We start from the raw sequence: 26,968 nt of genomic DNA on the forward strand, positions 1-26,968 counted from the left end.
GAGGGCGTTGTCCTCACCCGGCGTCCCAGCCAAACGAGAAAAACCATGAACAATGCGCTCAAGTTCTACATCGACGGCCAATGGACCGATGCCCGCTCCGGCAACACCCTGGAGGTCATCGACCCGTCCACCGAACAGGCCTTCACCACCATTTCCGTGGGCAACGCGGCGGACGTCGACGACGCGGTCAGCGCCGCGGCCAAGACCTTTCCGGCGTTTTCGGTGACCAGCGTCAGCGAACGTCTGGCACTGCTCAAGGAGATCCTGCGGGTTTACAACCTGCGCTACGAAGACCTGGTCAAGGCCGTGAGCCAGGAGATGGGCGCGCCGCTGCATTTCGCCCGTGACGCGCAGATCTGGAGCGGCCGCGCGCACCTGGAATCGACCATCAGCGCCCTGGAAAACTTCACGTTCAGCGAGTCCCATGGCAGCACCCGGGTGGTCCGCGAAGCGATTGGCGTGTGTGCCCTGATCACCCCCTGGAACTGGCCGCTGAACCAGATCGTCTGCAAGGTCGCGCCGGCCATCGCCGCCGGCTGCACCGTGGTGCTCAAGCCCAGCGAAATCGCGCCGCTGACCGGGATTATCTTCGCCGAGATCCTGCACGAGGCGGGTGTTCCGGCCGGGGTGTTCAACCTGCTCAACGGCACCGGGCCTGGCGTCGGCCAGCACCTGGCGAGCCACCCGAAGGTCGACATGGTGTCGTTCACCGGCTCGACCCGCGCCGGCATCAGCGTCGCCAAGGTGGCGGCCGACACGGTCAAGCGCGTGGCCCAGGAACTGGGCGGCAAGTCGGCGAACATCCTGCTTGAAGATGCCGATTTCGACGTGGCGGTAGCCAAGGGCGTTCAGGGCTGCTTCTCCAACTCCGGGCAATCGTGCGATGCGCCGACCCGCATGCTGGTGCCGGCTGCGCAACATGCCCGCGCCCTGGAAATTGCCCGGCAGACCGCCGAGCAACTGGTGACCGGCAGCCCGCTGGAGGCCAGTACCAACCTCGGCCCGGTTATCAGTGAAGCGCAGTTCGCGAAGATTCAGGGCCTGATCGCCACCGGCATCGACGAAGGCGCAACCCTGGTGGCGGGTGGTCTGGGCCGTCCCGAGGGCCTGGAAAAGGGTTACTACGTGCGGCCCACCGTGTTCGGCAACGTAACGCCGCAGATGACCATCGCTCGCGAAGAAATCTTCGGCCCCGTGCTGTCGATCATTCCCTACGAAAACGAAGAGCAGGCCATCGAAATCGCCAACGACACCGTCTACGGCCTGGCGGCCTACGTGCAGTCGACCGATAGCGAACATGCTCGCCGCGTGGCGGGGCGCATGCGTGCTGGGTCGGTGTACCTGAATTACCCGAACTGGGACACTTTTGCGCCGTTCGGTGGTTACAAGCAGTCGGGCAACGGCCGTGAATACGCGGGCTGGGGCATCCACGACTTCCTTGAAATCAAGGGTGTGGTTGGCTGGGGCAACTGATCGTTGGCAAGCCAACTCCCACAGGCGCGCTGCAACCCTTGTGGGAGCCGGCTTGCCGGCGCTCGCTCTCAAGCCGCCTGGTGACCATTTGCGAAACAGGCCCATTAACTGAACTTGAATATTTTCAAGTTGCGCCAAAGTTTGTAGCGAACAAGGCAGTCTAGTTACCTTTGAATTAGTTATTTTGAACCGCCAAGTGCCGCCTCTATAGTGTGTTGCCATTAAATTTCAATAAGGAAGTTTCATGTTTCAACGCATTGTGCTGGCCTCGGTTTTAATTGCATTGACGGGTTGTGCCAGCGCGCCACTCCCTTCCGTCCACACCAAGGATCCGGCCAGTTCGACCCTGCAAGGTGACCCGACCCGGCCGGCAGAGGCGAAGTGGTTGCGCACGGAGTTGTATTTCTCGCTGGGGCGAGTCGGGGGCGGAGCCCAGGAGGTCATCAGTCCCGCGCAGTGGCAGGCTTTTCTCGATACTGAAGTGACGCCGCGCTTTCCTGCGGGTTTCAGTGTTCTGGATGCCTATGGGCAATGGCGTGACCAAGGCGCGAAGGAACCTGAGCGGCTGTTGACCAAGGTGATTGTGAAGTTGCATGAAGACAATGCGCAGAATGCCGAACGCATCGAAGCGATTCGTCTTGCCTGGAAGCGGGTGACTGGCGATCTTTCTGTGCTGAAGGTGTCGCAGCCTGCGCAGATTTCATTCTGATTGAAGTTGCCGGATATTTAGTCGATAGTTTTTCTGGGTTCTCAAGAGCGAGCGCCGCTTATGCGGCGCTTCGCGAGCAAGCTCGCTCCTACAAGGGGGTGTAATGCACCATGGCAAAAATGTAGGGGCGAGCGGCGCGGATACCCATTCTAGAAACCGTATGTCACCTTCGCGTAGTAATACGCGCCGTTGCTACCCAGCGGCGACAGTACGTCATGGGGCAAGTTTCCGCCGTAGTTGATGTCGTTGTTGGAGCGCTCCGGGTATTGGTCGGTGAGGTTGTTGGCGCCCACGGTGACATCGAAGGTCGGGGTGAACTTGTATTGCACTTCCGCATCCAGTTGCCAGTCGGTGCCGTAAGTCTGCTGGGGCTGCGAGTCGCCGAAGTCGAACACTCGGGTGGTCTTGCCATGGCGGGTCAGGCGGCCCAGCAATCCCCAGTGCTGGCTGGTCCAGTTGGCCGAGAGGATGAAGCGGTCCTTGGGCGCGGCGTCGGTCAGGGTGTTGCGCTCCTCGACACCTACCAGCGCATCGTTGCCAATGCCCAGCGCGGTGAGTTGCGACGGGGTGCCCTTGGTTTTGACGACCTTGGTGTCGTTGTAGGTATAGGCCGTGGTAATGCCCAGTTCCCCCTCCAACAGCGGCTGGTGATAGTTGAGCACCAGTTCCGCGCCATTGGTGCGGGTGTCGGCGGCGTTGGTGAAGAAGTTGACGTCGTGCACGCCCGTCACACCAAACTGGTTGTTGATGAACTGTTCGAGGGCGTCGCTGCCGATGCGCTGGGACAGGGTGATGCGGTCTTTCACGGCGATATGGAAGATGTCCAGCGACGCATCGAAACGCTCGCTCAACTGCGCGGTCAGGCCCAGGCTGAAGTTCTTCGAGGTTTCCGGGACCAGCGCTTGAGCGCCCAGTGCCTGGGCGATCGGATCATTGACCGAGAGCACCTGCACATCGGTGAGCGTGCCACCGTCGCCGAAGTTGCTGGTGGTGTGCTGGAAGCCGACCTGTGCCAGCGACGGCGCGCGGAAGTTGTTCGACACCGCGCCGCGCAATGCCCAGTTTTCAGTGAGGCGATAGCGCCCGCTGAGCTTGCCGGTCAGTTTGCTGCCGGCATCGTCGTAGCGTTCCCAGCGTGTGGCAGCATCGACGAACAGCCGGTCGGTCAGGTCGGCGGAAAGCTCGGCATAGGTGCCGAACACATTGCGGTCCAGATCGGCCTCTTCATCAGGACGCAGGCCGTTGGCGCCGTCCGCGCCACTGCCGGTGTAGGACGCCGCGTCGCCCGCGGTGGTCAGGTAGTTCTCGTAGCGGTATTCGGCGCCCGCGGCGAACACGAAGGGGCGGTTGGCGATGCGCAGTTCACGGCTGAAGTCGAAGTTGGCCGTGGTCTGGCGCAGCTCGTATTGGCCGGTGTCGAAGCGGGTGGGCGAGTCCGCGCCGAGGCTGACGTTGAGGGTGCGCCGCGCGGCTGAATCAAAGTGGTTGCGGCCGTGGGTGATGCTGCTGTCGAAGTCCCAGTCTTCACCGATCAGGCCTTTGATCCCCGCAGTGGCGGAGAGGTCCTTGTTGGTGCCGAGGGACTGGGGAAGGTAGCCATTGGGATAGAACTGCGGTTGCTCGTAGGGGTAGCGGTAGAACTGCGCGCCGGTGGTGTGGCGTTCGTTGAACGTACCGAAGGAATACGCCTTGGCCTCGCCGATCGGCAGCGCACCGTTGAACCACAGGTTGACGTCCCGCGCCGATCCGTCGCCCTTGGCATAGTTGATCTGGCCCGGCGTGTCGGCGAAGCCGTCGAAGCCGGCGCGCTCGGTCGGGTTGCGGTCCTTGTATTCGGCGCCGCCGCGAATGAAGCCGCCATCCTCGCCCAGGCGGGTGCCGATCTTGGCCGTGGTGATGGTGTTCTGGCCGTCGGTGGTGGTTTTGTCGATGGCGTCCTGGTGCGTGTGGTAGGCGCCGAAGGTGCTGGAGACTTCACCGCCTTCTGGCGCGTCATCGAGAATGATGTTGATCACCCCGGCGATGGCGTCGGAGCCATATTGCGCGCCGGCGCCGTCGCGCAGCACTTCGATGCGCTTGATCGCGCTGATGGGAATGGAGTTGAAGTCGACCGGCGCGGTGCCGCGACCGGTTTTCGATGAATCGCTGACCAGCGCCGAGGTGTGACGGCGCTTGCCATTGACTAGCACCAGCACCTGGTCGGGGCTCATGCCACGCAGTTGCGCGGCCCGGATGTGGTCGGCGCCGCCGGAGTTCGACTGGCGCGGCATGCTGAACGACGGCAGCAAGGTCTGCAGGGCCTGGCCCAGTTCGCCGTTGCTGGCACCCGTGGCCTTGAGGTCTTGTGCGGTCAGCACATCCACTGGCACGGGCGAATCGAGCACGGTGCGCGCAGTGCCACGCGTACCGGTCACCAGCACGGTATCCAGCCGTTTCGTATCATCCACGGCCCCCGTGGATTCATCGGCGTGAACGTTCATTTGAGTCAATGCCGACACGACAGCGACAGCGAGCATTGAAAGGCGGTGATGCATGAAACAGCTCCTTGTATTAGTGCGAGGGCCGTCATGGCGCGCAACGTTAACGCTGTCGATAGCCGGACACGGTGTTGCACTTTGTATTATTGATTTGAACTTATGATTCGGCGGGGCTTTACAACAGTTACGCAACACCTGCGCAGGCACACGCAAAGGCAATCAGGTGTCGCGTAAAGTTGAGGATTAAAACGTTACCTAAATACGGGGTATATGCCAAAGAACGTTTTCCGCACTAATTAGAACCCGCAACTAATAATGACCGGCCTTCAACACATACTGTCGCGCAGGCAACAGTAGTGTCGGTAGTGCAACAGGACTTTCAAGTTGAACGTTGCAAGTTTGCGGGGTTTGGTTTGTTCGATAACGCGCTTACTAGTTGTCCTTGGGTATCCACGACGGATGGGCAATGCCCCCGACGTCGCCAAACGCCGGCAGTTTCTTTGCCAGGTCCCGAACGTTCTTTACATCCAGGTCCAATAACTGCTGACGGGTAATCAATGTTGGCGGCACCAGCAGGCGTGGTCCGGGATTTTCACCGGCAATCAGCATGGCCAGGCTGCGCACGCTGACCGCGCCGGCCACCTGCGGATTGACGGCGGCGGTAGCGACCCAGGCGCTGCCGGGCTCTTTCATGATCTGGATGTCGGCCGTGGAAATATCGGCACTGTAGATTTTCACCTGCGACCCCAGTCCCGCTTCGTCCACGGCGATCTTCGCGCCTTTGGCGAACTCGTCGAAGGGGGCGAAGATCACGCTGATGTCCGGGTTGGCCCTGAGCACGGCACTGGCCTGGTCGGCCACCGAGTTTGCAATCGGCGGGTTGAGCGTGCCGAAGCGGGCTTTTTCCACCACGCCGGGGTTGTCCTGCCTGACCTGGCGCCAGACCTCGTCGCGACGCTCCATCGGGGTGAAACCGCTGATATAGACGTAGCCGGCATTGAAGGTCGAGCCGTTGTCGGCAAGGGCCTTGTCCAGCGCCAGGCGGGCCAGCGCATGGTGGTCCTGCTCGATCTGGGTGACCTTGGGATTGTTCAGGTCCACGTCGAACGCCACGACCTTGATGCCCTTGGCGATGGCCTTGTCGACCGCGTCGCCGAGGGTTTCGGGCAGCCCCAGTTGCACGATGATCCCATCGACCCCGAGATCGATCGCCTGCTCGATCAGTTCCCGTTGCCGCGAGGCTTGTTGCCGGGCATCAAACACCCGCAGCGTCACGCCCAGCGACGCCGCCTGTTTCTCGACACCTTGCAGGTAGGCTTCAGGGAAATCCCCGGAAAACAGGTAGCCGACCAACGCGATCTGCACCTTGCCCTCATTGAACGGCGCGGGGGCGCCCGGCAGCGCCGCAGCCTGGGCCTGCCAGGCCAGACCGAGCAAGCCCACGGTCAGGTAACGAACAGCGTCTTTGAACAAAGGGTGCATAGAGGGTCCTTGCGGGTAGATGAAATCCGGTTTCAGCGCGCCCGATGGGCCAGACCGAAGGTGAAGATCAGGGCCAGTACCAGGACCAGGCCCTTGACGAAATCCTGTGCGTAATAAGGCGCGTTGAGCATGCTCAGGCCATTGAGCAGGGTGGCCACCAGCAAGGCGCCGGCCAGGGTGCCGAAGGCGTTGGGCTTTTTCGCGCCGAGCACGGCAAAGCCGATCAGCGCGGCGCCCAGGGCGTCGAGCACCAGGCCGTTGCCGGAACTGACATCACCGCGTCCGAGGCGGGCGGCCAGCAACAGTCCGCCTGCGGATGCCAGCAGTGCCGACAGCACGTAGGCCAGCAGTTTGTAGCGCTGCACCGGCGCCCCGGCCAGGCGCGCGGCCTGTTCGTTGCCGCCGATGGCGTAGAACAGCCGCCCGATCCGCGTGCGCTCCAGAAACAGCCAGACGGCAAGTGCCACCAGCGCCATGATCACTACCGGAATCGGCACGGTGTCCCACAGCCGGCCACGCCCGATGGCGAGAAACACCGCGCTGAATTCACCCTCGGTTTCGCGGCCATTGGGCAGGGTCATGCCCACGGCGATCGAGCGCCCGCCGGTAGGGATCAACTGCACGCCGATAATCAGGAACATGCTGCCCAAGGTCGCCAGGATGTCGGGGATGCGCAGTTTGACGATCAACCAGCCGTTCAGCAGACCGACCAAGGCGCCGCCCGCGAGGCTGATGACGATGGCAGACAGCGCGTCCCACTCCAGCACCACCATCACATAGCTGGCGATCATCAGGCTCATGGCGGCAACGGCTCCGATGGACAAGTCCAGGCCGCCGACGGCCATGGTCAAGGTCACCCCGAGGGCCAGCAAGGCGACGATCGACACCGACTGCAGGATCAGGAACAGGTTGTTCACCCGCATGAACGCGGGCTCGGCAACGCTGAACACGATGACGATCACCGCCAGCACCAGTAGCAGGCCGTAGCGAATCAGTATGTCCAGCCCACGCTGGCACGGGGCCGGCGCGCTGGGCGACGGGGAAAGCGAATCAGACACTCGCGGTACTCCTTGGCGATGTAGGGGATGCAACAACCGGCAGTGCTTCAACTTCGTTGCGGGCCAATTGCGCCACCAGCGCGGCGCGCGACAGTTCGGCGCGGGGGTACTGCGCGACCACCGCAAAGTTGCGCACCACCAGAATGTGGTCGGCGATGTCCAGGGCTTCGTCGATATCGGCGCAGATCACCAGCGTTGCCCGGCCTTCGGCGCTTTCACGCAACAGTTGGCCGATATCGCGGCGGGCGCGGACATCGACGCCCTGGAAGGGCTCGTCGAGGATCAGCACGCGGGCGCCGCCCAGCAGCCAGCGACCGAGGATGACCTTCTGCTGGTTGCCGCCGGACAGCGCCTCCATCGGCAGGTCGATGCCAGCGGTCTTGATTCCCAGCGCCGTCACGTGCTCCTCGACCGATGCGGCTTCGGCGCGGGCGTTGATAAATCCGGCGCGGGTGAAGCGCTCCAGGAAAGGCAGGGTCAGGGTCTTGCGCACTGAAAAGCCGGGGACCAGCGAACCGTTGGCACGGTCTTCAGCGGCGTAGAACACCCCGGCGCGAATCGCCTGGCGGGGTGAGTCCGGGTGCCAGGTGACGCCATCCAGTTGCAGGGTTCCGCTCGCCGGGCGGCGCAGGCCGAACAGCAGCTCGGCGATTTCGCTTTTGCCCGCGCCGAGCAGCCCGGTGATGGCAACCACCTGATGTTCATGCAGGGTCAGATCAAAGGGCGCGGTGTGCGCCGCAACGCGGGCGCCGCGCAGGCTCAGCACCTCGCGGCCCGGTGCCCTTGGAACGAAGGGGCGGGTTTCGATTGCTTCGCCGAGCATGGCCTGAATCGCGTCAGGCAGTTGCGCCGCCGCGAACTCGCCGGCCAGCCGGCCGTCGCGCAGGACCACCAGGCGTTGGGCAACACGCTGCAAGTCGGACAGCCGATGGGAGATGTACAGAATCGCCACGCCGCGTTCGCGCAGCCGGTCGATCAGGGCAAACAGGCGCTGCGCTTCGGTGTCCGAGAGCGCCGCGGTGGGTTCGTCGAGAATCAATAATCGTGGCTGCAAGGCGAGGGCCCTGGCCAGGATCACAAGCTGGCGTTCGGCCTGGCCGAGACGCTCGATGGGCGCGTGCAACGGCAGGTCCAGCTCCAGCCCGGCGGCGATAACAGCGGCCCGCGCGGCCAGGCGCTTGCGGCTGACCCACTAGCGCGCCTGCGGCAGGCACAGTTCGTCCAGCACCAGGTTTTCCGCGACGCTCAAGCCCGGGGCAATACCGTCATTGACGTGCTGGTGCACCGCAACGATCCCCACCCTGCGGGCAGCGAGCGGCGAGGCAAAGCGCTGCAAGCGGCCCTGCACCCAGAGTTCGCCGGCGTCATGGGGCTGGCTGCCGGCGAGAATCTTGACCAGGGTGGATTTGCCGGCGCCATTGGCGCCCAGTAACGCGACAACTTCGCCAGGAAGAATCTGTAGATCAACCTGATCGAGCGCGTGGTTTGCCGCAAAGGTTTTACTCAGGCCACGTACCCGGACAAGCGGTTCGGGTAGCGCGGCCATTGGAAGTGTCATGCTGGAATTCCGGGGTAACGGGTGGGTTAGTTCGCGACTACAAAAGTTGACTCCGGGATTAAATTCACTAACGCAAACAAAATCAACTAACCTGATCGCATAGAAAAAGTTTTTTAGTTATAAGCCATCCGCAACTTCAATTTCACTGTTCAGGGGCCAACACTTGAGCAACAAAGTGTTGGTGCAACGACAGGCGTGTAGGGTCGGGCAGTGCGCTAGTGCCTCAATCCGGGCGTAATGATTTATTGTCCGGGAGTGTTTTTAAAGAAATAGCTTTCCTTGTTTATAGCGTAAGCGCTGGTCTACTAGTGGGCACATGTTTTTTCCGCGTGGCATGTTGATTGCAATCTGCTTTGTGAAGCGGTAACGGTGATTTCAAAATAAAGTTGATCGTGATTCCGATTTTTTCAAATACATCATCGAACTGTCCCTCTCCCAGTAGTAACCGCTGAACTTTGTGGTTGCGCAGCATCATTCGCTGTATTGCATTGAGTCGCCAGTGAGGGCGGCTTGGCACATGAACCCACCAGGAAAAAACAATGAGTTCGACATTTTCTCCCGACCCGACCTACGCAGACTTGCATCAGCGCTTTGCCGACGTGTTCGCCCGCATTGCCGACACCGCCGTTGCCCGCGAGCAGCAGCGTGAACTCGCCTTTGAGCCGGTCAAGTGGTTGCGTGAAGCCCGTTTCGGCGCCCTGCGGGTACCGGTCGCACAAGGCGGACTGGGTGCGACCCTGCCGCAGCTTTTTCGCCTGTTGATTCAACTCGCAGAAGCGGACTCCAACCTGCCGCAGATCTTCCGGGCGCATTTCGGTTTCGTGGAGGGGCGGTTGTCCAGCCGTGACCCGGCATCGCAGGACTATTGGTTGTCCAAGGTGGCCGATGGTCAGCTCTGGGGCGCTGCCATGGCTGAGCGCAGCAGCACCACCGGCAATTCGGTTGCGCTCAGCCCTGTCAGTGCGGGATCGGCAACGGCCGGCTGGCAACTGGATGGCGAGAAGTATTACTGCACGGGAACCCTGTACGCGGACTGGATCGCCGCCGTCGCGCTGGAGGGCGAGGACTTTGTCAGCGTCGCGGTGCCGACCGATGCCCAAGGTGTATCGGTAGTGGATGACTGGGACGGTTTCGGCCAGCGCCTCACCGGCAGCGGCACCACGCGGTTTGCCGCGGTAGCGGTGCCGGAACAGCACATCATCCGCCGCTTCAAGAAAGACGAGGTTCGCGCCGAGTCGTACCTCACCGCGTTCTATCAGTTGTTCCACCTTGCAGCCCTGGCCGGGATCGCCAATGCGGTGCTGCGCGATGCCACCGAGTTCGTCAAGGGCCGCACCCGAGCGTTCGGCTTCCCGGGACATGCCAGCCCCAAGGACGATCCGCTGGTGCAGCGGGTTGTCGGGCGTCTTTCAAGCCTTGCCTATTCGGCCGAAACCCAGGTGCTGGCAGTGGTCGGGATTGTCCAGGAGGTGTACGAGGCGGAGCAGGGCGGTTACGCCGAGGAACACCATTACACCGAAGCGGAAGTTCGCACCTTCCAGGTTCAGCAGATCATTCTGGGGCAGGTGCTGGAAGCCACGACCTTGCTGTTCGAAGTCGGCGGTGCTTCCGCCACCAGTGAAACCCGGCGTTTCGACCGTCACTGGCGCAATGCCCGCACGCTGGCCTCGCATAACCCGGCGATCTACCGCGAGCGGGTGCTGGGCAACTACTACCTGAATGGCGTCACCCCGGATGCCGCCTGGCTTGCCCAGCAAGCCGCCGATACTACCGGCGCCCGCGACGAGGCGAGCGCGGTATGAGTAGCGCAAACCGGGGCAACCAACGTAGTGGCCAGATGAGCCTGGGCATGAACATGCTGGGTTTCGGCGCGCACCTGGGCGCCTGGCGTAAAGCCGAACTCGCCGCCACGGCTCACCTGGATATCGAGCATTACCAGCACATCGCGCGGCTGTCCGAGCGTGGCTGTCTCGACGCGGTGTTTCTCGCCGACTGGTCAGCCCTGGCGGGCGACGTGTCCAACCAGCCGGTCGGCCACCTGGACCCGGCCATCGTGCTGACCGCGGTCGCCGCCGCCACCCAGCGTATCGGCCTGATCGCCACGGCGGCGACCACCTACAACGAGCCGTACAACATCGCCCGCCGTTTTGCCTCCCTCGACCACGTAAGCCGCGGCCGGGCGGCATGGAACGCGGTGACCAACGCCAGCGACGATGCCGCGCAAAACTTCGGCCTGGGCGGCGCGCCGCTGCACGTCGACCGTTATGCGCGGGCCGACGAGTTCATCGACGTCACCCTGAAGCTGTGGGATAGCTGGGAAGACGACGCGATCATCGGCGATGCCCGCACGGGGCAATTCGCCGACCCGCGAAAGGTCCGTGCCATTGATTTCGTCGGTCAGCATTTCTCGGTCAAAGGGCCGCTGAACGTGCCGCGCTCGGCCCAGGGCCGCCCGGTGCTGGTGCAGGCGGGCTCGTCGGAGGGCGGCAAGGCCCTCGGTTCACGCTATGCCGATGCCATTTTCACCACCCAGACGACGCTGGGCGCCGGCCAGCAGTTTTACCGGGAAATGAAGGAGCGGGCGGTGCGTTGGGGGCGCAACCCCGAGCACCTGAAGATCATGCCGGGGCTGTCCACCGTGATCGGCAGCACCGAAGCCGAGGCCCAGGCACGTTTCGACGACCTTAATGCCTGGCATGGCGAGCACGGCTTGCTCGATCTGGTGGCGGGTCGGTTCGGCATCCCGGCCAGCGAACTCGACCCGGATGCGCCGCTGCCGTGGGACCGCATCGGTGCGGTGGCGGACTTCGAGCGCGGCTCGCAAGGCTTCCTCGAAGCGCAACTGAACCTGGCCCGCCAGGAGAACCTCAGCGTTCGCCAGCTTTCCCGGCGCATCCTGGTGGGCCATCGCCTGGTGGTCGGCACGCCCGAGCAGGTGGCCGATACGCTCGCCGAGTGGTTCCTGGCCCATGCCGCCGATGGCTTCAACATCATGCCGGACATGTTCCCGTCCGGTGTCGAGGCGTTTGTCGATGAGGTCGTGCCGCTGCTGCGCAAGCGCGGGCTGTTCCGTCATGAATACACCGGCAGCACGTTGCGCGAGCACCTTGGCCTGCCGTTCCCCGTCAACCAGTACCGCCCGCGCTCCTGAGCAGCGGCGACAAGGATTCAGCATGCGTTATCGCCAATTGGGCCGCAGCGGCATCGACGTGAGTGTTCTCGGGCTGGGCACCTTGACCTGGGGCCATCAGAACAGCGAAAGCGACGCCCACCAGCAAATCGAACTGGCACTCGCCGAAGGCATCAACCTGATCGACACCGCCGAGATGTACCCGACGCCGACCAGCGCCGAGACCTGGCGCACCACCGAGCGTTACATCGGCAACTGGCTGGCCGCCAGCGGACGTCGCGCCGAGGTGGTGTTGGCCAGCAAAGTCAGCGGACCGTCCGGCGGGCTTCAGACCCAGCAACATATCCGTGGCGGCCTGAGCCGGCATGACCGGCGCAACATCGTCGAAGCCCTGGACGGCAGCCTTGAGCGTTTGCGCACGGACTATCTGGATGTGTACCAGTTGCACTGGCCCGACCGTAAAACCACCACCTTCGGCCAGCGCGAGTACGTGTATCAGGGCGATGCCGAGAGCGTGGCCATCGAAGAAACGCTCAGCGTGCTGGCCGAGCAGGTCAGCGCCGGCAAGGTCCGACACATCGGTGTCTCCAACGAGACGCCGTGGGGCGTCGCCGAGTTCCTCAAGCAGAGCGAGCGGCTGGGGCTGCCGCGCATCGTCAGCGTGCAGAACCCCTACAGCCTGCTCAACCGACTGTTCGAGGGTGGTTTGTCCGAGTTCAGTGACCGTGAAGGCGTAAGCCTGCTGGCGTATTCGCCGCTGGCCTTCGGCGCCCTGACCGGCAAATACCTCAATGGCGCGCGCCCCGAAGGATCGCGGCTGTCGTCGGTGTATCGGGCGTTCAACCGTTATGACAGCCCCTCCGCGCAGGAGGCCATTGCCGCGTATGTGGACATCGCCCGACAGCACGGGCTGACGCCGGCGCAACTGGCGCTGGCCTTTGTCATCGACAAGCCCTTCGTCGCCAGCGCGCTGACCGGGCAAACCAGCCTGGCCCAGCTCCGGGAAAACCTCGGTGCGCTGGACGTCAGCCTGAGTGACGAGATAAAGGCGCAGGTCCAGGCGATTCATCAGCGAATTCCCAATCCCGCGCCGTGAACGCGCGCCCCCACTTTTTACGCGAGACCTTGAACAAGGAACTGTCATGAACAGCGTGTCCGCCGTACCTCAGACCGTCACCCTGGAGCAGCTCAACGCCCGTATCGATCAACTGCTGCCCGTGATTGGCGCCGGTGCTTCGCAGCGTGAACGCGACCGGCAACTGCCTTACGAGGCCTTGGCCCAGCTCGCCAAGGCCGGTCTGTTTACCGCACGTATTCCGGCCAGCCACGGTGGTGCCGGCGCATCGGTTAAGGACGTGATCGCCTTGCTGATCCGCATCGCCTCGGTCGACTCCAACGTGGCGCAGGCGCTGCGTCCGGGCTTCGGATTCCTCGAAGGGCTGCTGGCCTCCAACGCCGACGGCGCCGAGGCCGAGCGCGAGCGCTGGTTCACGCGTTATCTGCAGGGCGCCGTGATCGGCAACGCCGGCTGGGAAGTGGGCGGCGCCAGCGGCACGATCAGCGCCAGGATCGTTGCCGAAGGCGACCACTACCGAGCGACCGGCAGCAAGTTCTACAGCACCGGCGCGCTGTATGCCGATTGGGTCAGCGCGATGGCGCTGGATGAAAATGACCAGCCGGTGACCTTCATCATTCCCAGCGACCGCAAGGGCCTGGAACTGCTCGACGACTTCGATGCGATGGGGCAGCGCCTGACGGCCAGCGGCACCACGCACCTGCGCGGGGTGGTGGTCAATCGCGATGAGATCTGCACGCGAATCGTCGAAGAAGGCAAGCGCACCATCGTCACGCCGTTCCTGCAATTGTTCCTGGCCGCGGTCCAGGCGGGTATTGCCCGCAACGCGCTGAATGACGCGGTGAGCTTCACCAACCAGCACGCGCGGCCGATCAAGCACAGCACGGCCAGCCGTTCGGTGGACGATCCGTACGTGCAGTTCAGTGTCGGCGAAGTGTCGGCCCGCGCCTTTACCGCCGAGGCCGTGGTCCTGCGCGCTGCCGAGGCGATCGACCGGGCGTGGTCCAGCGGGCTGGATCCGCGGGTGGTGGATCAGGCTGCCGTGGATGTTGCCCAGGCGCAGTACATTGCTGCCGAGTCGGCATTGAAAGCCGCGGAGTTGATCTTTGATGTGGGCGGCGCGTCCACCACAGGACGGACGCACAACCTGGACCGGCATTGGCGCAACGCCCGTACCGTCGCCAACCACAACCCACGGCAATGGAAAGCGGCCGTGGTGGGCGCCTGGCAATTGAGCGGGACGCCACCGCCGACGTCCGGGCTGTTCTGAAGGGCCATAGACCCAAGGCGCCGCCGGCAGGGAATCTTATTGCTGGCGGACCGCCCGTTTTACTGGTAGGAAGTCCCACCCTTACCAATCGTTGTTTAAAGCATGAATCGTCCGCTGTTTGTCTCTCTCGATGGCCCCAAGGGCACCGGAAAAACCACCCTGTTGGAGGCCGTCACGAAAGCACTGAGGGCCGACAACAGGAAAGTGGTCCGGCTTTGCGAGAAGAAAAGCGACCCTTACCGGGGTGAGACGATGGCCCTGGTCAACCAGCTCGTCAGAAATCCCGATCGCGATCTGGAGTTAAAAGTTTGCGAGCGCTTTGCCGATAGCCGGGCCTGGATTTCCCGGCACGTGCTGCCTGAGCAACCGCGGGACAGCATCATCCTGATGGATCGCTGGTATCCGTCTGATGCGGCGTTTCGCCGGCTGGTCCCGTTTGCGGACATCCTCCAGTTGAACCTCGATCGAAATGTGCAGGTGCCAGACCTGCATGTCGGGGTTGTCACTGCCCCGGACGTTTCATGGGCCAGGGCCGCGGCACGCTCGCGCGGGCTGGGCAGTACGCTGATCCACAAGCTGGAAGAACATATCGCCTGTACCCAGGCCTTCGAGCGCGCAGTCGCGGATCACGGTTGGGTGCTGTGCCGTAATGAAGGCACCGTCGAAGAGGCAACGATGCAGGTGGTTGCCGAGATCCAGGGTGTACTGATCAATCAACTACGTTGACCGGCGTTGGAAGCTGGGCGAAGGCTGACTGTTGGTACAACTGGGTGAACTGGCCACATTCCATTGCTTTGGCGAACAGCCAGCCTTGGGCGTATTTGACATGGTTCGCCCGCAGGTAATCGAGTTGCTCCGGCGTTTCCACGCCTTCGGCGACCAATGTCAGTTGCAACGCCAACCCCATGTCGATGACATGGGAAACCAGGTTGGCCTTGACGTCCTGCTTGCCGATCTTGTCGACGAATGACCGGTCGATCTTCAGCACATCCAGGGACAGCCGTTGCAGGTACTGCAAGCTTGAGTAGCCCGTCCCGAAGTCATCCAGCGCCACCACGAAGCCCGCCTGCCGGGCGTGCTCGATGGTCTTCTTGGCGGAGTCGGGGTCGATAAAGCTGCGCTCTGTCACTTCCAGCCAGATCTGCCCGGGAAGCACATTGGCGCGGGCGATTTCCCGCTGGAGGAGCGGCAGGAAGCGCCCGGAACACACATCCGCCGCCGCGAGGTTTATCGCGATATGCAGCGAGCGGTCGGCAACCAGCAGCGCGCCGAGGTCTTTGAGGATGCTTTCAATGACTTGGTCGGTGATGGGCAGGATGAGCCCGCTGCTTTCGGCAAGGGGAATGAACAGGTCCGGCGGGACCATATCGCCGTTGGGCTTGCGCCACCGGATCAATGCTTCGGCGCCGACACAGCGTTGGCTGTCGAGTTCAATGATGGGTTGGTAGTAAACGATGAATTCACGCCGGCGCACCGCGCGCTCCAGCGCAGCAAGGGGAGACAACGTACGCCGCCAGGCGCGCAGGACCAGCGTCAGCAGCCAGGCCGCAACGATGGCCCCGAGCGGCAGAAGATACAACTGGTGTTCCCACAGGCTGGCCAGCAGGTGCTGGCGGGGAATCGCGGCGACAACGGTAAAGTTGCGCTGGGGCACGAGGGTGTAGAGAAAACCATCCTTGAGCCCGTGGGTCGGCCCCGCGTGGACCAGCGCCAGAAAATGCGCGGTATTGGGATGGGTCGGCCCCAGCACGCGGCCTTGTTTGGTGCCTACGGCCACCCGGATCCCTTCGTCGAGCGCCACTTCGCGGAATTGCTCGGGGTCGACCAGCACATTGAACGCGGCGTACTGCAAGGCCAGCATCGGTTTGACCAGATCGCTGTCGGACTGCACATCGATGGAAACCTTGACCCCGTCATCGGTGGTGAAGTCTTCGGGCCAGGCTTTCGATTTTGGCCGTGTCGCGCCCCATGACGTACACGCGAAGACATCTTCCTCGTAGCCCACGGACTCCACGGAAAAGGTGTTCATCGCCACCATGCGCATCTGGTCGATGCCCTCGGGGGAGCACGGCGGCAGGTCGGTGAGGGCGATGCTCTTGAGGGCTTGCGAGGCCTGCTCGAACGTGGTGTTCGCCCGTTCCGAGGCGATCTGGGCGAGGGTGGTGAGCCGGGTCTGGGCCGAATGAATGGTCAAGAACCAACCGACGGCTCCGCTGAGCGCAAAGGGAACAACGACTGCCAGAAAACTCAGGAACAGACCACGTCGCATGATTGTGGAGCGTTTCATTTCACCCGCCTTGGGGAGCTGACCTGGACACCCAGGCCCAATACCTTTTGCATTCGATTGACCATCGCGCCGACACGGGTGTCGACCGTCCGTGTCGGCGCGATGGCTACAAGCTAATGGCATTATGGTACTGAACGCGACTATTGCCGGGTCACAGGTTAAAAATCAGCGGCGGGCTTGATTCAGAACAATAAGGAGCGGGCCACGCGGGTCAGCCATTCTGCGGCATCTCACCGCGTGCCAGGCGTGCGTTGATGTCGGCGATCACCGCGGGCAGTTCAACGAGGGTGTCGATCAGGTAATGGGGCCGTGAACCTCCGAACAACTGGGCGATGCGCTGGCGCTCCTGTTGCAGTTGCGCTTCGGGCAGCGCCTTGTACTGCTCATACGTGAGGCCAAGGGCATTGCCCGAGCAACTCAGGGCCACGGTCCACATCCCGGCGCTGCGACCTTCGAGGATGCCGGGCCAGGTGTCGTCCACCTTGACGCAGGCCGCCACGTCACTGATGCCCAGGGCGATGACGTTGGCCAAAGCCTGCGCGGGCCAGGGGCGGCCGTTGGGGACTTCATCGGTGGCCACCACATGGTCGGCGACATAGCCGTTGCCCAGCGCCAGGGCCACCACTTTTTCCATCACCACCGCCGGGTAACCCGAGCAGGAGCCGATTTTCAGCCCTTGCCGGCGCAACTGGTCGATGGCTTCCAGCGCGCCCGGAATCAGTGCCGAGTGGTCGGCGATTTTCTCAATCTGCAACGGCATGAAGCGCTCGTAAATGGCGGTTACGTCCTCGTCGGTCGGCCGATGGCCGAAAGCGGCCTCGTAGCGCTCGGCGATGGCCGGGTTATCGCACAAGGTGCGGATATGGTCCCACTTGCCCATGCCCATCGGGCCGCGGGCTTCTTCCAGGCTGACCTGGATGCCGAATTCGGCGAAGGCTTCGACGAAGATCTGGGTCGGCGCGAAGGAGCCGAAATCCACGACGGTGCCTGCCCAGTCGAGGATGGCGGCTTGCAGTTGCTTTGGCGGTTGGTAGTTCATGGCGTTGTTCCAGAGAGTGAAAGGGGAATGGCGTGTCAGGCGCTGGGTGAACCAATGAAATTGCGGCCGCGAGCACCCTGCATGGCGAAGTCGATGATCGCGTCGGCTTCGGTGGCAGATAAGCCGTAGTCTTCGAATTCGGTCTTGACGCCGAGGCGCTGGAGGAAATCGCGCAAGCGGCGCTGGGCGTCGGGCAGGTCGCAGCCGAAGATTTTTTGCAGGGTCCGGTCGCGCCCGGCGTCGCGGCCCCAGGCCAGGCCCAGCACGCGCGGCAGGGTGAAGGAGCAGGCGATGCCGTGGGGCAGGCCGTGGCGCAGGGTCATTTCATAGGAAATGGAGTGGGCCAGGGCGGTCTTGGTGTTGGAGAAGGCCATCCCGGCCTTGAGCGCGGCCAGGGCCATGCGGGCACGCAGTTCGCGGTTGCCGAGGTCGTGGTGCAGGCGCGGCAGGCAGTCGAGGATGTCTTCGATGGCCGACACCGCGAAGCTGTCCGAGAGCGGGTTGGCGTTGACGTTCCAGATCGATTCCAGCGCGTGGGACAACGCATCCAGGCCGGTGGAGACCGTCACGCCGGCAGGCACGGTGAGCATCAAGTCGGGGTCGATGATCGCGGCCTTGGGCCAGGTGCAGTCCAGGTGCAGGGAGTATTTCTTCTGCTGACTGGTGTCCCATAGCGTCGCCCAAGGCGTGACTTCACTGCCGGTGCCGGCCGTGGTCGGGGCGGCGACCAGGGTCATGTGCCGGGCCGGGACAAACGGTTTGCCGCTGGCCAGCAGGTCCAGCAGTTCGTCGAAACGGCCGGAAGCGGTGCCGACGATCAGCGCCTTGGCGGTATCGATGGCGCTGCCGCCACCCAGGGCCAGCACCGTGTCGCAGTCGGCGTGTTCGGCCCAGAAGCCTTCATGCACGTCGCGCAGCCAGGCCACGTCGGGATTGGGTTGTACGTTGTCGATCACGCAGGCCAGGCGCTCGCCGAGCAGGTCGCGGACCCGCTCCACCAGCCCCAGTTGCGCAGCTTCAGGGAAGGTCACCAGGGCGACCTTGCCCTGGCACAGATCGGCGATCCGCTCGAGGCTGCCAGCGCCGAAGACGGTGGTGACAGGGTTGTAGTAACAGGCGGGCATTGCAGTGGCTCCAGGCATGAGTCTGCCCGTCGCGCGCCCGAGGGGACGCACGTGGCAGGGAATGATGAACAGGGTGGAATCAGTGGCGGCCGTTGCCCTGAATGGCTTTGCGCAGGCGGGTGGACACCAGGTCGGCGAGCACCACCATCAGCGTGATGACGAGGATGCAGGTGGCGGTTTCCTGGTACTTGAACAGCTTCAGGCTGCTCACCAGTTCGAAGCCCAGGCCACCGGCGCCGACCATGCCCAGCACCGTGGCCGCACGCAGGTTGACCTCGAAGCGGTAAAGCACGACGGCGATCCAGGCGGTGATCACTTGCGGCAACACGCCGAAGGCGATCACCTGCAACGGCCGCGCTCCGGTGGCCTGCAAGGCTTCGATCGGGCCTTGGTCGATTTCCTCGATGCTCTCGGCGAAGAATTTGCCGAGCATGCCCACGCCATGCAGCGCCAGGGCCAGCACGCCGGGGAAGGGCCCCAGGCCGACCGCCGAGACGAACACCAACGCCAGGATCAGTTCGTTGATGCTGCGGATCACGTTGAGCAGTTGCCGGGTGCCTTGGTACAGCCAGCGGTTGCTGTGCAGATTGCGCGCGGCAAGAAAGCCCAGCGGCACGGCGCCGATGATGCCCAGCAGGGTGCCCCACAAGGCGATCTGCAGGGTTTCCATCGCCGGACGCCAGAGGCTGGGCAGGATGCTCATATCAGGCGGAACCGAACGACCGATGAAATCACCGATCTGCGGCAGACCGTTGGCCAGTTCGCTCCAGCTCAGTTGCGCGCCCTCGGCGCTCCAGTGCAGCACGCAGAGCGCCGCCAGCAACAGGGCGCCGCTGCTCAGCCAGCCACGGGTGCTGGTGGGGGTATTGACCAGCCATTGGTGACTTTGCGGGTTCATGCTCAGGCTCCTGTGCCGCTGGAAAACGCGGTGCGGGCGGTGGCCAGCGGCGCATGCGGCTCGCTGGCCGCGGGGTTGTGGTAGATGCGCTGGAGGGCGGCATCGTCCAGTTCGTCGGGGCGTCCGTCGAACACCATCCGGCCGCTGGCCAGGCCGACGATGCGGTCGCCGAACTCACGGGCCAGGTCCACCTGATGCAGGTTGCACACCACGGTGATGCCGAGGCTGCGGGTCGCATCACGCAGGTAATGCATCACCAGGTGGGCGGTTTTCGGATCGAGGCTGGCCACCGGTTCATCGGCGAGTATCACCTTGGGCCGTTGGGCCAGCGCCCGGGCAATACCGACCCGCTGCATCTGCCCGCCGGACAGCGAGTCGGTGCGGGCGCCGGCCTTGTGCTCCAGTTCCACCCGGCGCAGGCAGTCCCGGGCCAGCTCTACATCCTCGCGGCGAAACAGTTGCAGCAGCGAGGTGAGGGTGCCGGTGTAGCCGAGGCGGCCGGTGAGCACGTTTTTCAGCACCGAGAGGCGCGGCACCACGTTGTGATGCTGAAAGATCATCGCCACCCGCCGACGCAGCTCGCGCTGGTCGCGGGCACGCATGGCGTTCACCCCGGCCACTTCCAACTGGCCGCTGTCGGCCTTGGCCAGACGGTTCATGCAGCGCAGCAAGGTCGACTTGCCGGCGCCGGACTGACCGAGGATCACCACGAACTCGCCGGCCCGAACCTCCAGGTCGATGCCCCGCAGTACCGGGTTGTCTGCGTAGTCCTTGGTCAGGTGTTCGACGCGAATCATTTCAGGCCCTTCAGGTCGAGGTCGAGCACCTTGGCGGTGTCGCGCACCACGTCATAGGCGGCGTCGGAGGTGGGCTGGAAGCCGTTGAGCATGCCCTGATCACCCCATGGCACATCCTTGATGGCGGCAAAGGCGGTGCGCAGCTTGCCTTGCAGCTCGGGATCGAGGTTCTTGCGCCAGACCATCGGCGACTCGGGGATGTCCTGGGAAGTCCAGACCACCTGGAAGTCTTCCTTTTTCACCTGGCCGCTGTTCACTGCGCCGGCGAGGATGCGGTCGGCGACGGCAGCGGCATCCACCTTGCGGTTTTCCACGGCGAGGATGCTGGCGTCATGGGAGCCGGAGAAAATCACCCGGGAGAACAGCGCTTTCGGGTCGTGGCCGGATTGTTCCAGGCCCGCCTTGGGGAACAGGTGGCCGGAGGCCGAGCTTGGATCGACAAAGGCGAAGGTGCGGCCCTTGAGGTCGTCGAGGCTGCGAATGCCGCTGTCCTGACGGGCGACGATCAGGCTGTGGTAGGCGCTGGTACCGGTCTTCTTGGTCACCGCCACGGCGAACGCCTCGGCGCCGGCCACCTTGTTAGCCAGGACATAAGAGAAGGGCCCGAGGTAGGCGATATCGAGCTTGCCGGCGCGCAGTGCTTCGATCACGCCGTTGTAGTCGGTGGCCACGAACGGCTTGACCGGAATGCCCAGGCGCTCCTGAAGCTGGTCGATGACCAACTGGCTGCTCTTGATCATGGCCTGCGAGTCCTCGGACGGAATCAGGCCGATGGTGAGGGTTTGCTGGGCTTGCACGGCGGGCGCCAGCAGCAGCGGCAGCAGGGCGAGGCGGGCAGAGCGGAACAGGCGGGTGAGGGTGATCATGGCAGTACCGGAGTGGTTGTTGTCGGTAACGCCAAAGTAGGGCTGTCATGTGACAGTCACCCCATCAATTCAATATGGGTTTTAACGCCAAACCATTCAAAGGATCTATGGATGTCCACCGCCCGCCTGCGCACCTTCCTTGCCGTCGCCCGCCATGCCAGCTTCAGCGCCGGCGCCAGAGCCCTCGGCCTGAGCCAGCCGACCGCCACCAACCAGATCCAGGGTTTGGAGCGGGAATTCAACGTCGAACTGTTTCATCGCCGAGGACGGCGTATCGAAGTGACGGCGGTGGGCCGTGCCTTGCTGCCCATCGCCCAGCAGATGTCGATGCTCGAATCCGAGGCATTCAACCTTCTGCGTGATTCCGGCAAGCTCAACCGGGGTCAGTTGAAGATCGGCGCGGTGGGGCCGTTTCATGTGATCGAAATGGTCGACCGTTACCGGCAGGAGTATCCGCAGATCGATGTATCGATTCGGGTCGGCAACTCGGCGTCGGTGCTGGCAGACCTGGAAAACTACGTGACCGATATCGGTGTGCTGGCGGGGTTGCAGGATGATCCAGCCTTTGTCGTCGAGCGCTATGCGCGGCATTCGGTGATCCTGTTCGCCCATGTCGATCACCCCCTGGCGCGGCATGACGAAGTGCCTTTGCAGGCCCTGCAGGGACAGCCGCTATTACGGCGCGAACAGGGCTCCACGACGCGGCTTGCATTGGAGCGAGGATTGGATGCAGCGGAAGTAACCCCGCGGATCGCCATGGAGATTGGCAGCCGTGAGGCGTTGCGCGAGGCGGTTATTCGCGGGATCGGGATTGGGGCCGTGTCGGAGGCGGAGTACATCGCCGACCCGCAGTTGAAAGCGATCAGGATTATCGGCGATCCGGTGTATACGGAGACGTTTCTGTATTACCTGGCGGAGCGGCGCAGTAGCCAGGTTATTGCTTCGTTTCAGCAGTGCTTGAAGGCTGCGGGGGGCAAAAGAGGCGCGGGCTAGCGAGCCTCTCAGCGGGGTGGACGCTCAATTCCCTCGGTAGGTAGAGAAACCGTACGGGCTGAGCAGTAATGGGATGTGATAGTGCGAAAGGGTACCGTCTACCTCGAAAATGACCGGTACCTCTGGAAAGAAACTTGAGACGTTGTGAGCCTTGAACCATTCACCGGTTTTGAAGGTGACACGGTAGGTGCCTTTCTCCAGAGCCTGACCCTCGGGATAGAGCCCGGGAATACGACCTTGCTCGTTGGTCGCTGCGCTGTTGAGCATGTTCCAGTTCTTGCCGTCCTGTTTTTCCAACGTGACATTTACCCTCGGAGACGGCAAACCATCCTGCAAGTTGAGTACATGCACGCTGAGCGGGTTTCCTGCCGCTAATGCCAGTGTCGATACGACACTCAATACAAGGCCCGCGAAGAACGCTTTCAATAAAGTCATGATGAAGTCCTTAGTTTTTAACGGCAGGTAAAATTTTGTTGATAGCGGTTAATGCGCAACCCTCATCGAATGCTGCTCCACCAGCACCGGCCACTCCGATAGCGCCAATGACTTGCCCTTCAAACACCAACGGCACGCCGCCGCCCAGCAGCAATAGTTCATCCAGGGTGTTGAGGTTTTCAGCATCGGGTGTACTGCGTGCACGCTCTGCCAATAGCCGTGTTGGCGTCTTGGTCGATAGGGCGGTATAGGCCTTGCGTTGGGCGGCTAATGTGTTGTGCGGGCCAACGTTATCGTCGCGCTGCAGGGCTACCAGATTTCCGCCGCGGTCGACAATTGCAGCAACACCTGTGCGGCCGTCGGCATGACACGCTGCCAGTGCGGCATCAAGCAAGTCATTGGCCATTGCCAGTGATACGTCGCTGCGCTGCACAACTTGATTCGGGGCTGCAACGGCGAGCGCAGAGCTCATTGCGAGTGATATCAGCAATGAGCTCGATAGGCGTATACGCATGTTTTTTCCTTTGTTATTTCTGGCTGATTCAGAGCCAGAGAGGATGACCCGTGCGCTCCGTCAGAATGATTGCCCAATGATTACCAAGATGTAATGTGCCAACACGGGCGGGCGCGTTAGCCTATGGTCCGGTCCCGGAGAAAAAGATGCGTATCCTGATTGTTGAAGATGAAGCGAAAACAGCTGATTACCTCCATAAAGCCCTGACTGAATCGGGCTATATGGTCGAGGTCGCCCTGGATGGCGTGGAGGGCCAGTATCTGGCGCAGGAAAGCGAGTTCGACTTGATCATTCTGGACGTCATGCTGCCGGGTCTGGACGGTTGGCAATTGCTTCAGATCATTCGGCGCAAGTGGCAAACCCCGGTGCTTTTTCTGACCGCCAGAGACTCTGTGGAGGATCGGGTCAAAGGGCTTGAGTCAGGGGCCGATGATTACCTGGTCAAACCATTTTCCTATGCCGAGTTGTTGGCACGCGTCCGCACCCTGCTACGCCGAGGACCGCCCCGCGAGGTCGAGCAATTCCTGGTTGCAGACCTGAGCCTTGATCTGTTGCGGCGCAAAGTTACGCGCAGCGGGGAGCGCCTGACCTTGACCAACAAGGAGTTTGCTCTGTTGCACCTGCTCGTCAGTCGTGAGGGGGAGGTGCTGTCGCGCTCGTTGATTGCTTCGCAGATCTGGCAGATGAACTTTGATAGCGATACCAATGTGGTCGATGTCGCCATCCGTCGACTACGGGCCAAGGTTGACGATCCTTACCCGCTCAAGTTGATCCACACCGTGCGTGGCATCGGCTACATGCTTGAGGTGCAATCCTGAAACTCTTTCCGCGCTCCCTGAGCTTGCGTCTGGCGGCCATGTTCGCGTTGGTCAGTGCGCTGCTGCTGGGCGTCATTGGCTTTTATCTTTATCAGTCGTTACAGCGAGAAATCGCGTGGCGCGACGACCAGGCCCTGCTCGGACGGCTGGAGCGCATGCAGGCGTTGATCAGCGACAGTGTCAGCGTCGAGCAACTAAGAGATCGGCCCAAGCTCTACGAAAATATGCTGGGCAATCGCGACAACCTGCTGTGGATTGTCGATGACACTGGCCAGGTGTTGATCCAGATAAACCCGGTAAACATGAGTTTGCCCACATTACCTGTCGCAACCCAGGCCCGGCTCGGTGACGGCCATGCTGCGCAGGGCGTGCGGCTTGCATGGAAGAATGTCATGCAGGGACAACGCGGCTTGACCCTGATTGCGGGCAAGTTGTTAGGTGAGCGTGAGCAGATGCTGGCGGCTTACCGACTCAAACTCTGGCTCGCCATGTCAGTCGGCGCCCTTTTGGCGTTTGTGCTCGGCGGGTGGGTCAGTCGACGAGGCTTACAACCCGTGCGCGTGCTGGCGCAGCATGCGGCCGGCATTGATGTACAGCATCTGCATCTGCGGCTGGACGAGTTCAACGAATTGAGTGAACTACAGGCGCTCAGTCGTTCACTCAATCAAATGCTTGCTCGCCTTGAAGAGGGGTTCGCCCAGCTCTCACGGTTCTCGGAAGACCTCGCCCATGAGATGCGTACTCCACTCAGCAACCTGATGGGACATACCCAACAAACTTTGAGGCACTGCCGCTCCATCGAGGACTACCAGAACCTGCTGGTTTCCAATCAGGAAGAATATGAGCGCCTGGCGCGGATGATCGACAGCATGCTGTTTCTCGCGCGTACCGAGCAGTCGCAGGCATCGGTAAATGAAGAACTTATCGACCTGCACGATCTGGCTGAGCAACTGTGTGAGTACTTCGAAGGCGTGGCGCAAGAGCGTGATGTCACGCTGGTTAATCACGCCCATGGTCAGTTACGGGCTGATCCGGCGTTGATACGTCGAGCATTGGCTAACCTGCTCGCCAACGCACTGCGTTATGGGGCTCCCGCTGCGGCAGTGACTATCAGCAGCGTGGTGTGGGAGGGCAGGGTTGTAGTTACGGTGCACAACCTCGGCCAGCCGATTTCAGCAGAGCATCTGCCTCGACTGTTTGAGCGCTTTTATAGGTGTGATCCTTCACGCAATCAGCCGGATGATTCTGGCGGTTTGGGGTTGGCAATCGTGCGTTCGATCATGCAGTTGCATGGCGGCAGGGTGACTGTGGATAGCGGTCAATCAGGGACGAGCTTTCGTTTGGGGTTTCCTGTGCGGAAGGCTTTAGCCGTTCAGTTGCGGTAACACCAATCTAAAGGCATCATTTGCTAATAATTCCCATTAGCAAAATATTCCATGTCCTCCGTCCCTCTCGATAATCAGTGTCTCGCCTTACGTAACCGCGTCCTGCAGCAGATGTTCGGCGATCACCATGACTGGCTGTTGCAGCGCCTGCGCGCACGCCTGGGCTGCAGTCATGACGCTGCCGACATGGCTTCCGAGACTTTCGCCCAGGTGGTGAAGTTGCCCGACCCGCAAGGCATACATGAACCGCGAGCCCTGCTCACCACCATCGCCAAGCGCCTGGTGTTCGCCACCTGGCGGCGACGCGATCTGGAGCGTGCCTACCTGGAAGCGCTGGCTCAGCAAGTTCCGGGTTACGAACCGTCGGCGGAAGAGCAAGTGCAGGCGCTGGAAACCTTGAGCAACCTCGACCGCATGCTCGATGGCTTGTCGCCGCTGGGACGCAGTGCCTTTCTTTACAGCCAGCTGGAAAACCTCACTTACGCCGAAATCGGCTCACGCCTGGGTATTTCCGCGCCCCGCGTGCATCAGTACGTGGCCAAGGCCTTGGCCCTGTGCTACCTGGCGCTGGAGTGAGCATGCCGCAGACACGACTGCCAACAGCGGTGGCCGAAGCGATCGAATGGCTGGCGCTTCACCGCTCAGGAAGCATGAGCGACGCCGATCGCCAGCGTTTTCAGCACTGGTTGAGCCTCAGCCCTGATCACCCGCAGGCCTGGCAGCGCCTCGAGCAACGCCTTGGCCAGGTCTTCGCCGATATGCCACCGATGGCCCGTCAGGTGCTCAGCACCGAGGCCGCTAGCCGTCGGCGGTTGTTGCGCGGAGCGCTGGCGGTCGCCGGCATTGGTGCCGGTGGCTGGTGGTTGCAGCGCCTGGGTCTGCTGCCCTTTGCGGAGGGCGACCTGCACACCGGCTTCGCCGAGCGCCGGGCATTCACCCTGGAGGATGGCAGCCGCGTGGTGCTCAACGCCCAGAGCCGTGTGGACCTTGCCTTCGCCGGCCGGTCGCGCACGCTCATCCTGCGTGAAGGGGCGCTGAGCATTCAGGTAGCCGCTGACCCGCAACGGCCGCTGATCGTTGTCACTGCCTTTGGCGAGGTGCGCGCCCTGGGCACGCGCTTTACCGTCACCTTGCAGGAGCGGGCTGCCAACCTCTGGGTGCAGGAGTCACGGGTGCAAGCGCAAGCACCCAACGGTGCCCGCCTGGAGTTGGGCAGCGGAGAGGGCGCAGTGCTGTCCGGCAGCGGGATCCATGCGCTCGATCCCAACCGTGCCGGCGAGGGCCGTTGGGAAGACGGTTATCTGGAAGTTCACGATCAGCCTCTGGGCGCGGTGATCGATGCCCTGCGGCCCTATCGACGCGGCGTGCTGCGTATCAGCCCCGACGCCGCCGCGTTGCGGGTCTCGGGAGTATTTGCGCTGGACGACAGCACGCAGGTCCTGCATACGCTGCAAGAAACCTTGCCGGTTCGGGTCGACCAGCGTTTCGCCTGGTGGACCCAGGTGAGCCGGCGCTGAATTTTTTCATCGTCCCCTTAATAACGGAGCCCCTCGCGTCACATAGGTGGCATCGACTACCTA

23 protein-coding genes and 1 pseudogene are annotated in these 26,968 nt (G+C 62.6%); 12 read left to right on the plus strand and 12 right to left on the minus strand.

Annotated elements, in window-relative coordinates:
- Positions 1 to 45 precede the first annotated feature (45 nt).
- Together NTD82_RS04190 and NTD82_RS04195 are read left to right on the plus strand one after the other, a co-directional pair.
- A complete protein-coding gene (locus NTD82_RS04190) occupies positions 46 to 1,473 on the plus strand; it encodes an aldehyde dehydrogenase family protein (RefSeq protein ID WP_262127857.1) in 1,428 nt (475 codons plus the stop codon).
- A gap of 244 nt (positions 1,474 to 1,717) precedes the next feature.
- Complete coding sequence (locus NTD82_RS04195; protein ID WP_262127858.1) at positions 1,718 to 2,182, plus strand: DUF3574 domain-containing protein; 465 nt, start codon at positions 1,718 to 1,720, stop codon at positions 2,180 to 2,182.
- Positions 2,183 to 2,331: 149 nt separating this feature from the next.
- On the opposite strand, the gene NTD82_RS04200 is transcribed toward NTD82_RS04195, so the two are convergent.
- The 4 genes and pseudogenes from NTD82_RS04200 to NTD82_RS04215 all read right to left on the minus strand — a co-directional run bounded on the left by NTD82_RS04200 (position 2,332) and on the right by NTD82_RS04215 (position 8,757).
- The gene (locus NTD82_RS04200; RefSeq protein WP_262127859.1) at positions 2,332 to 4,716 is read right to left on the minus strand and encodes a TonB-dependent receptor plug domain-containing protein; all 2,385 of its coding nucleotides are present in this window, start codon (positions 4,714 to 4,716) and stop codon (positions 2,332 to 2,334) included.
- Between the two features lie 375 nt (positions 4,717 to 5,091).
- Positions 5,092 to 6,141 carry a substrate-binding domain-containing protein gene (locus tag NTD82_RS04205; protein ID WP_262127860.1) on the minus strand — a complete coding sequence of 350 codons (1,050 nt, stop codon included), beginning with the start codon at positions 6,139 to 6,141 and terminating at the stop codon, positions 5,092 to 5,094.
- A gap of 32 nt (positions 6,142 to 6,173) precedes the next feature.
- The gene (locus tag NTD82_RS04210; protein ID WP_410017025.1) at positions 6,174 to 7,199 is read right to left on the minus strand and encodes an ABC transporter permease; all 1,026 of its coding nucleotides are present in this window, start codon (positions 7,197 to 7,199) and stop codon (positions 6,174 to 6,176) included.
- Positions 7,192 to 8,757 (minus strand): annotated as a pseudogene (locus NTD82_RS04215) (sugar ABC transporter ATP-binding protein). The gene NTD82_RS04210 and the pseudogene NTD82_RS04215 overlap by 8 nt, the downstream one beginning before the upstream one ends.
- 539 nt (positions 8,758 to 9,296) lie before the next feature.
- Between NTD82_RS04215 and NTD82_RS04220 the strand changes: the two are divergent.
- The 5 genes from NTD82_RS04220 to NTD82_RS04240 all read left to right on the plus strand — a co-directional run bounded on the left by NTD82_RS04220 (position 9,297) and on the right by NTD82_RS04240 (position 14,958).
- Positions 9,297 to 10,559 (plus strand): acyl-CoA dehydrogenase, encoded by a 1,263-nt coding sequence (locus tag NTD82_RS04220; protein WP_262127861.1) that lies wholly within the window; start codon positions 9,297 to 9,299, stop codon positions 10,557 to 10,559.
- Positions 10,556 to 11,908 carry an LLM class flavin-dependent oxidoreductase gene (locus NTD82_RS04225; RefSeq protein ID WP_262127862.1) on the plus strand — a complete coding sequence of 451 codons (1,353 nt, stop codon included), beginning with the start codon at positions 10,556 to 10,558 and terminating at the stop codon, positions 11,906 to 11,908. Before NTD82_RS04220 ends, NTD82_RS04225 begins: the two co-directional genes overlap by 4 nt.
- Before the next feature lie 22 nt (positions 11,909 to 11,930).
- Positions 11,931 to 12,983 (plus strand): NADP(H)-dependent aldo-keto reductase, encoded by a 1,053-nt coding sequence (locus NTD82_RS04230; protein WP_262127863.1) that lies wholly within the window; start codon positions 11,931 to 11,933, stop codon positions 12,981 to 12,983.
- A 46-nt stretch (positions 12,984 to 13,029) separates the two neighbouring features.
- Positions 13,030 to 14,232, plus strand: coding sequence for an acyl-CoA dehydrogenase family protein (locus NTD82_RS04235; protein WP_262127864.1), 1,203 nt, complete (start codon positions 13,030 to 13,032; stop codon positions 14,230 to 14,232).
- A gap of 102 nt (positions 14,233 to 14,334) precedes the next feature.
- Positions 14,335 to 14,958, plus strand: a complete 624-nt coding sequence (locus NTD82_RS04240) for a dTMP kinase (protein ID WP_262127865.1) — start codon at positions 14,335 to 14,337, stop codon at positions 14,956 to 14,958.
- On the opposite strand, the gene NTD82_RS04245 is transcribed toward NTD82_RS04240, so the two are convergent.
- The 6 genes from NTD82_RS04245 to phnD form a co-directional block, all read right to left on the minus strand.
- The gene (locus NTD82_RS04245) at positions 14,942 to 16,426 is read right to left on the minus strand and encodes an EAL domain-containing protein (RefSeq protein WP_262127866.1); all 1,485 of its coding nucleotides are present in this window, start codon (positions 16,424 to 16,426) and stop codon (positions 14,942 to 14,944) included. The genes NTD82_RS04240 and NTD82_RS04245 overlap by 17 nt on opposite strands.
- A 304-nt stretch (positions 16,427 to 16,730) precedes the next feature.
- On the minus strand, positions 16,731 to 17,558 hold the full coding sequence (gene phnX, locus NTD82_RS04250; RefSeq protein WP_262127867.1) for a phosphonoacetaldehyde hydrolase: 828 nt from the start codon (positions 17,556 to 17,558) through the stop codon (positions 16,731 to 16,733).
- Positions 17,559 to 17,593: 35 nt separating this feature from the next.
- Positions 17,594 to 18,682: an iron-containing alcohol dehydrogenase PsrA gene (gene psrA / locus NTD82_RS04255; protein WP_262127868.1), complete on the minus strand. Its 1,089-nt coding sequence runs from the start codon at positions 18,680 to 18,682 to the stop codon at positions 17,594 to 17,596.
- A 79-nt stretch (positions 18,683 to 18,761) separates the two neighbouring features.
- Positions 18,762 to 19,580 (minus strand): phosphonate ABC transporter, permease protein PhnE, encoded by an 819-nt coding sequence (phnE, locus tag NTD82_RS04260; RefSeq protein ID WP_095153397.1) that lies wholly within the window; start codon positions 19,578 to 19,580, stop codon positions 18,762 to 18,764.
- Positions 19,581 to 19,582: 2 nt separating this feature from the next.
- A complete protein-coding gene (gene phnC, locus NTD82_RS04265; RefSeq protein ID WP_095153396.1) occupies positions 19,583 to 20,377 on the minus strand; it encodes a phosphonate ABC transporter ATP-binding protein in 795 nt (264 codons plus the stop codon).
- Complete coding sequence (gene phnD / locus NTD82_RS04270; RefSeq protein WP_262127869.1) at positions 20,374 to 21,243, minus strand: phosphonate ABC transporter substrate-binding protein; 870 nt, start codon at positions 21,241 to 21,243, stop codon at positions 20,374 to 20,376. Before phnD ends, phnC begins: the two co-directional genes overlap by 4 nt.
- Positions 21,244 to 21,354: 111 nt before the next feature.
- Between phnD and NTD82_RS04275 the strand changes: the two genes are divergently transcribed.
- Positions 21,355 to 22,236: a LysR substrate-binding domain-containing protein gene (locus NTD82_RS04275; protein ID WP_095153394.1), complete on the plus strand. Its 882-nt coding sequence runs from the start codon at positions 21,355 to 21,357 to the stop codon at positions 22,234 to 22,236.
- A 24-nt stretch (positions 22,237 to 22,260) separates the two neighbouring features.
- On the opposite strand, the gene uraH is transcribed toward NTD82_RS04275, so the two are convergent.
- Both uraH and NTD82_RS04285 read right to left on the minus strand, forming a co-directional pair.
- Positions 22,261 to 22,671 carry a hydroxyisourate hydrolase gene (gene uraH, locus NTD82_RS04280; protein WP_262127870.1) on the minus strand — a complete coding sequence of 137 codons (411 nt, stop codon included), beginning with the start codon at positions 22,669 to 22,671 and terminating at the stop codon, positions 22,261 to 22,263.
- Between the two features lie 10 nt (positions 22,672 to 22,681).
- A complete protein-coding gene (locus NTD82_RS04285; protein WP_262127871.1) occupies positions 22,682 to 23,185 on the minus strand; it encodes a GlcG/HbpS family heme-binding protein in 504 nt (167 codons plus the stop codon).
- Between the two features lie 146 nt (positions 23,186 to 23,331).
- On the opposite strand from NTD82_RS04285, the gene NTD82_RS04290 reads away from it, so the two are divergent.
- The 4 genes from NTD82_RS04290 to NTD82_RS04305 are packed head-to-tail and all read left to right on the plus strand — an operon-like array spanning position 23,332 to position 26,905.
- Positions 23,332 to 24,003 carry a heavy metal response regulator transcription factor gene (locus NTD82_RS04290; protein ID WP_095153391.1) on the plus strand — a complete coding sequence of 224 codons (672 nt, stop codon included), beginning with the start codon at positions 23,332 to 23,334 and terminating at the stop codon, positions 24,001 to 24,003.
- Positions 24,000 to 25,388: a heavy metal sensor histidine kinase gene (locus NTD82_RS04295; RefSeq protein WP_262127884.1), complete on the plus strand. Its 1,389-nt coding sequence runs from the start codon at positions 24,000 to 24,002 to the stop codon at positions 25,386 to 25,388. Before NTD82_RS04290 ends, NTD82_RS04295 begins: the two co-directional genes overlap by 4 nt.
- A gap of 51 nt (positions 25,389 to 25,439) precedes the next feature.
- Positions 25,440 to 25,964 (plus strand): sigma-70 family RNA polymerase sigma factor, encoded by a 525-nt coding sequence (locus NTD82_RS04300; RefSeq protein WP_262127872.1) that lies wholly within the window; start codon positions 25,440 to 25,442, stop codon positions 25,962 to 25,964.
- Positions 25,965 to 25,966: 2 nt separating this feature from the next.
- Complete coding sequence (locus tag NTD82_RS04305) at positions 25,967 to 26,905, plus strand: FecR domain-containing protein (protein WP_262127873.1); 939 nt, start codon at positions 25,967 to 25,969, stop codon at positions 26,903 to 26,905.
- Positions 26,906 to 26,968 lie beyond the last annotated feature (63 nt).

This window comes from Pseudomonas sp. 5P_5.1_Bac1 (assembly GCF_025466015.1).
Taxonomy (GTDB): Bacteria; Pseudomonadota; Gammaproteobacteria; order Pseudomonadales; family Pseudomonadaceae; genus Aquipseudomonas.

Bases quoted from the DNA above. Each gene is read 5' to 3' on its own strand.
- NTD82_RS04300 (WP_262127872.1), top strand. From the start codon at position 25,440: ATGTCCTCCGTCCCTCTCGATAATCAGTGTCTCGCCTTACGTAACCGC.
- NTD82_RS04200 (WP_262127859.1), bottom strand. From the start codon at position 4,716: ATGCATCACCGCCTTTCAATGCTCGCTGTCGCTGTCGTGTCGGCATTG.
- NTD82_RS04285 (WP_262127871.1), bottom strand. From the start codon at position 23,185: ATGCGTATACGCCTATCGAGCTCATTGCTGATATCACTCGCAATGAGC.
- NTD82_RS04225 (WP_262127862.1), top strand. From the start codon at position 10,556: ATGAGTAGCGCAAACCGGGGCAACCAACGTAGTGGCCAGATGAGCCTG.
- NTD82_RS04275 (WP_095153394.1), top strand. From the start codon at position 21,355: ATGTCCACCGCCCGCCTGCGCACCTTCCTTGCCGTCGCCCGCCATGCC.
- NTD82_RS04240 (WP_262127865.1), top strand. From the start codon at position 14,335: ATGAATCGTCCGCTGTTTGTCTCTCTCGATGGCCCCAAGGGCACCGGA.
- NTD82_RS04290 (WP_095153391.1), top strand. From the start codon at position 23,332: ATGCGTATCCTGATTGTTGAAGATGAAGCGAAAACAGCTGATTACCTC.
- NTD82_RS04235 (WP_262127864.1), top strand. From the start codon at position 13,030: ATGAACAGCGTGTCCGCCGTACCTCAGACCGTCACCCTGGAGCAGCTC.
- phnX (WP_262127867.1), bottom strand. From the start codon at position 17,558: ATGAACTACCAACCGCCAAAGCAACTGCAAGCCGCCATCCTCGACTGG.
- NTD82_RS04190 (WP_262127857.1), top strand. From the start codon at position 46: ATGAACAATGCGCTCAAGTTCTACATCGACGGCCAATGGACCGATGCC.
- psrA (WP_262127868.1), bottom strand. From the start codon at position 18,682: ATGCCCGCCTGTTACTACAACCCTGTCACCACCGTCTTCGGCGCTGGC.
- phnD (WP_262127869.1), bottom strand. From the start codon at position 21,243: ATGATCACCCTCACCCGCCTGTTCCGCTCTGCCCGCCTCGCCCTGCTG.
- NTD82_RS04220 (WP_262127861.1), top strand. From the start codon at position 9,297: ATGAGTTCGACATTTTCTCCCGACCCGACCTACGCAGACTTGCATCAG.
- NTD82_RS04195 (WP_262127858.1), top strand. From the start codon at position 1,718: ATGTTTCAACGCATTGTGCTGGCCTCGGTTTTAATTGCATTGACGGGT.
- phnE (WP_095153397.1), bottom strand. From the start codon at position 19,580: ATGAACCCGCAAAGTCACCAATGGCTGGTCAATACCCCCACCAGCACC.
- NTD82_RS04230 (WP_262127863.1), top strand. From the start codon at position 11,931: ATGCGTTATCGCCAATTGGGCCGCAGCGGCATCGACGTGAGTGTTCTC.
- NTD82_RS04305 (WP_262127873.1), top strand. From the start codon at position 25,967: ATGCCGCAGACACGACTGCCAACAGCGGTGGCCGAAGCGATCGAATGG.
- uraH (WP_262127870.1), bottom strand. From the start codon at position 22,671: ATGACTTTATTGAAAGCGTTCTTCGCGGGCCTTGTATTGAGTGTCGTA.
- NTD82_RS04205 (WP_262127860.1), bottom strand. From the start codon at position 6,141: ATGCACCCTTTGTTCAAAGACGCTGTTCGTTACCTGACCGTGGGCTTG.
- phnC (WP_095153396.1), bottom strand. From the start codon at position 20,377: ATGATTCGCGTCGAACACCTGACCAAGGACTACGCAGACAACCCGGTA.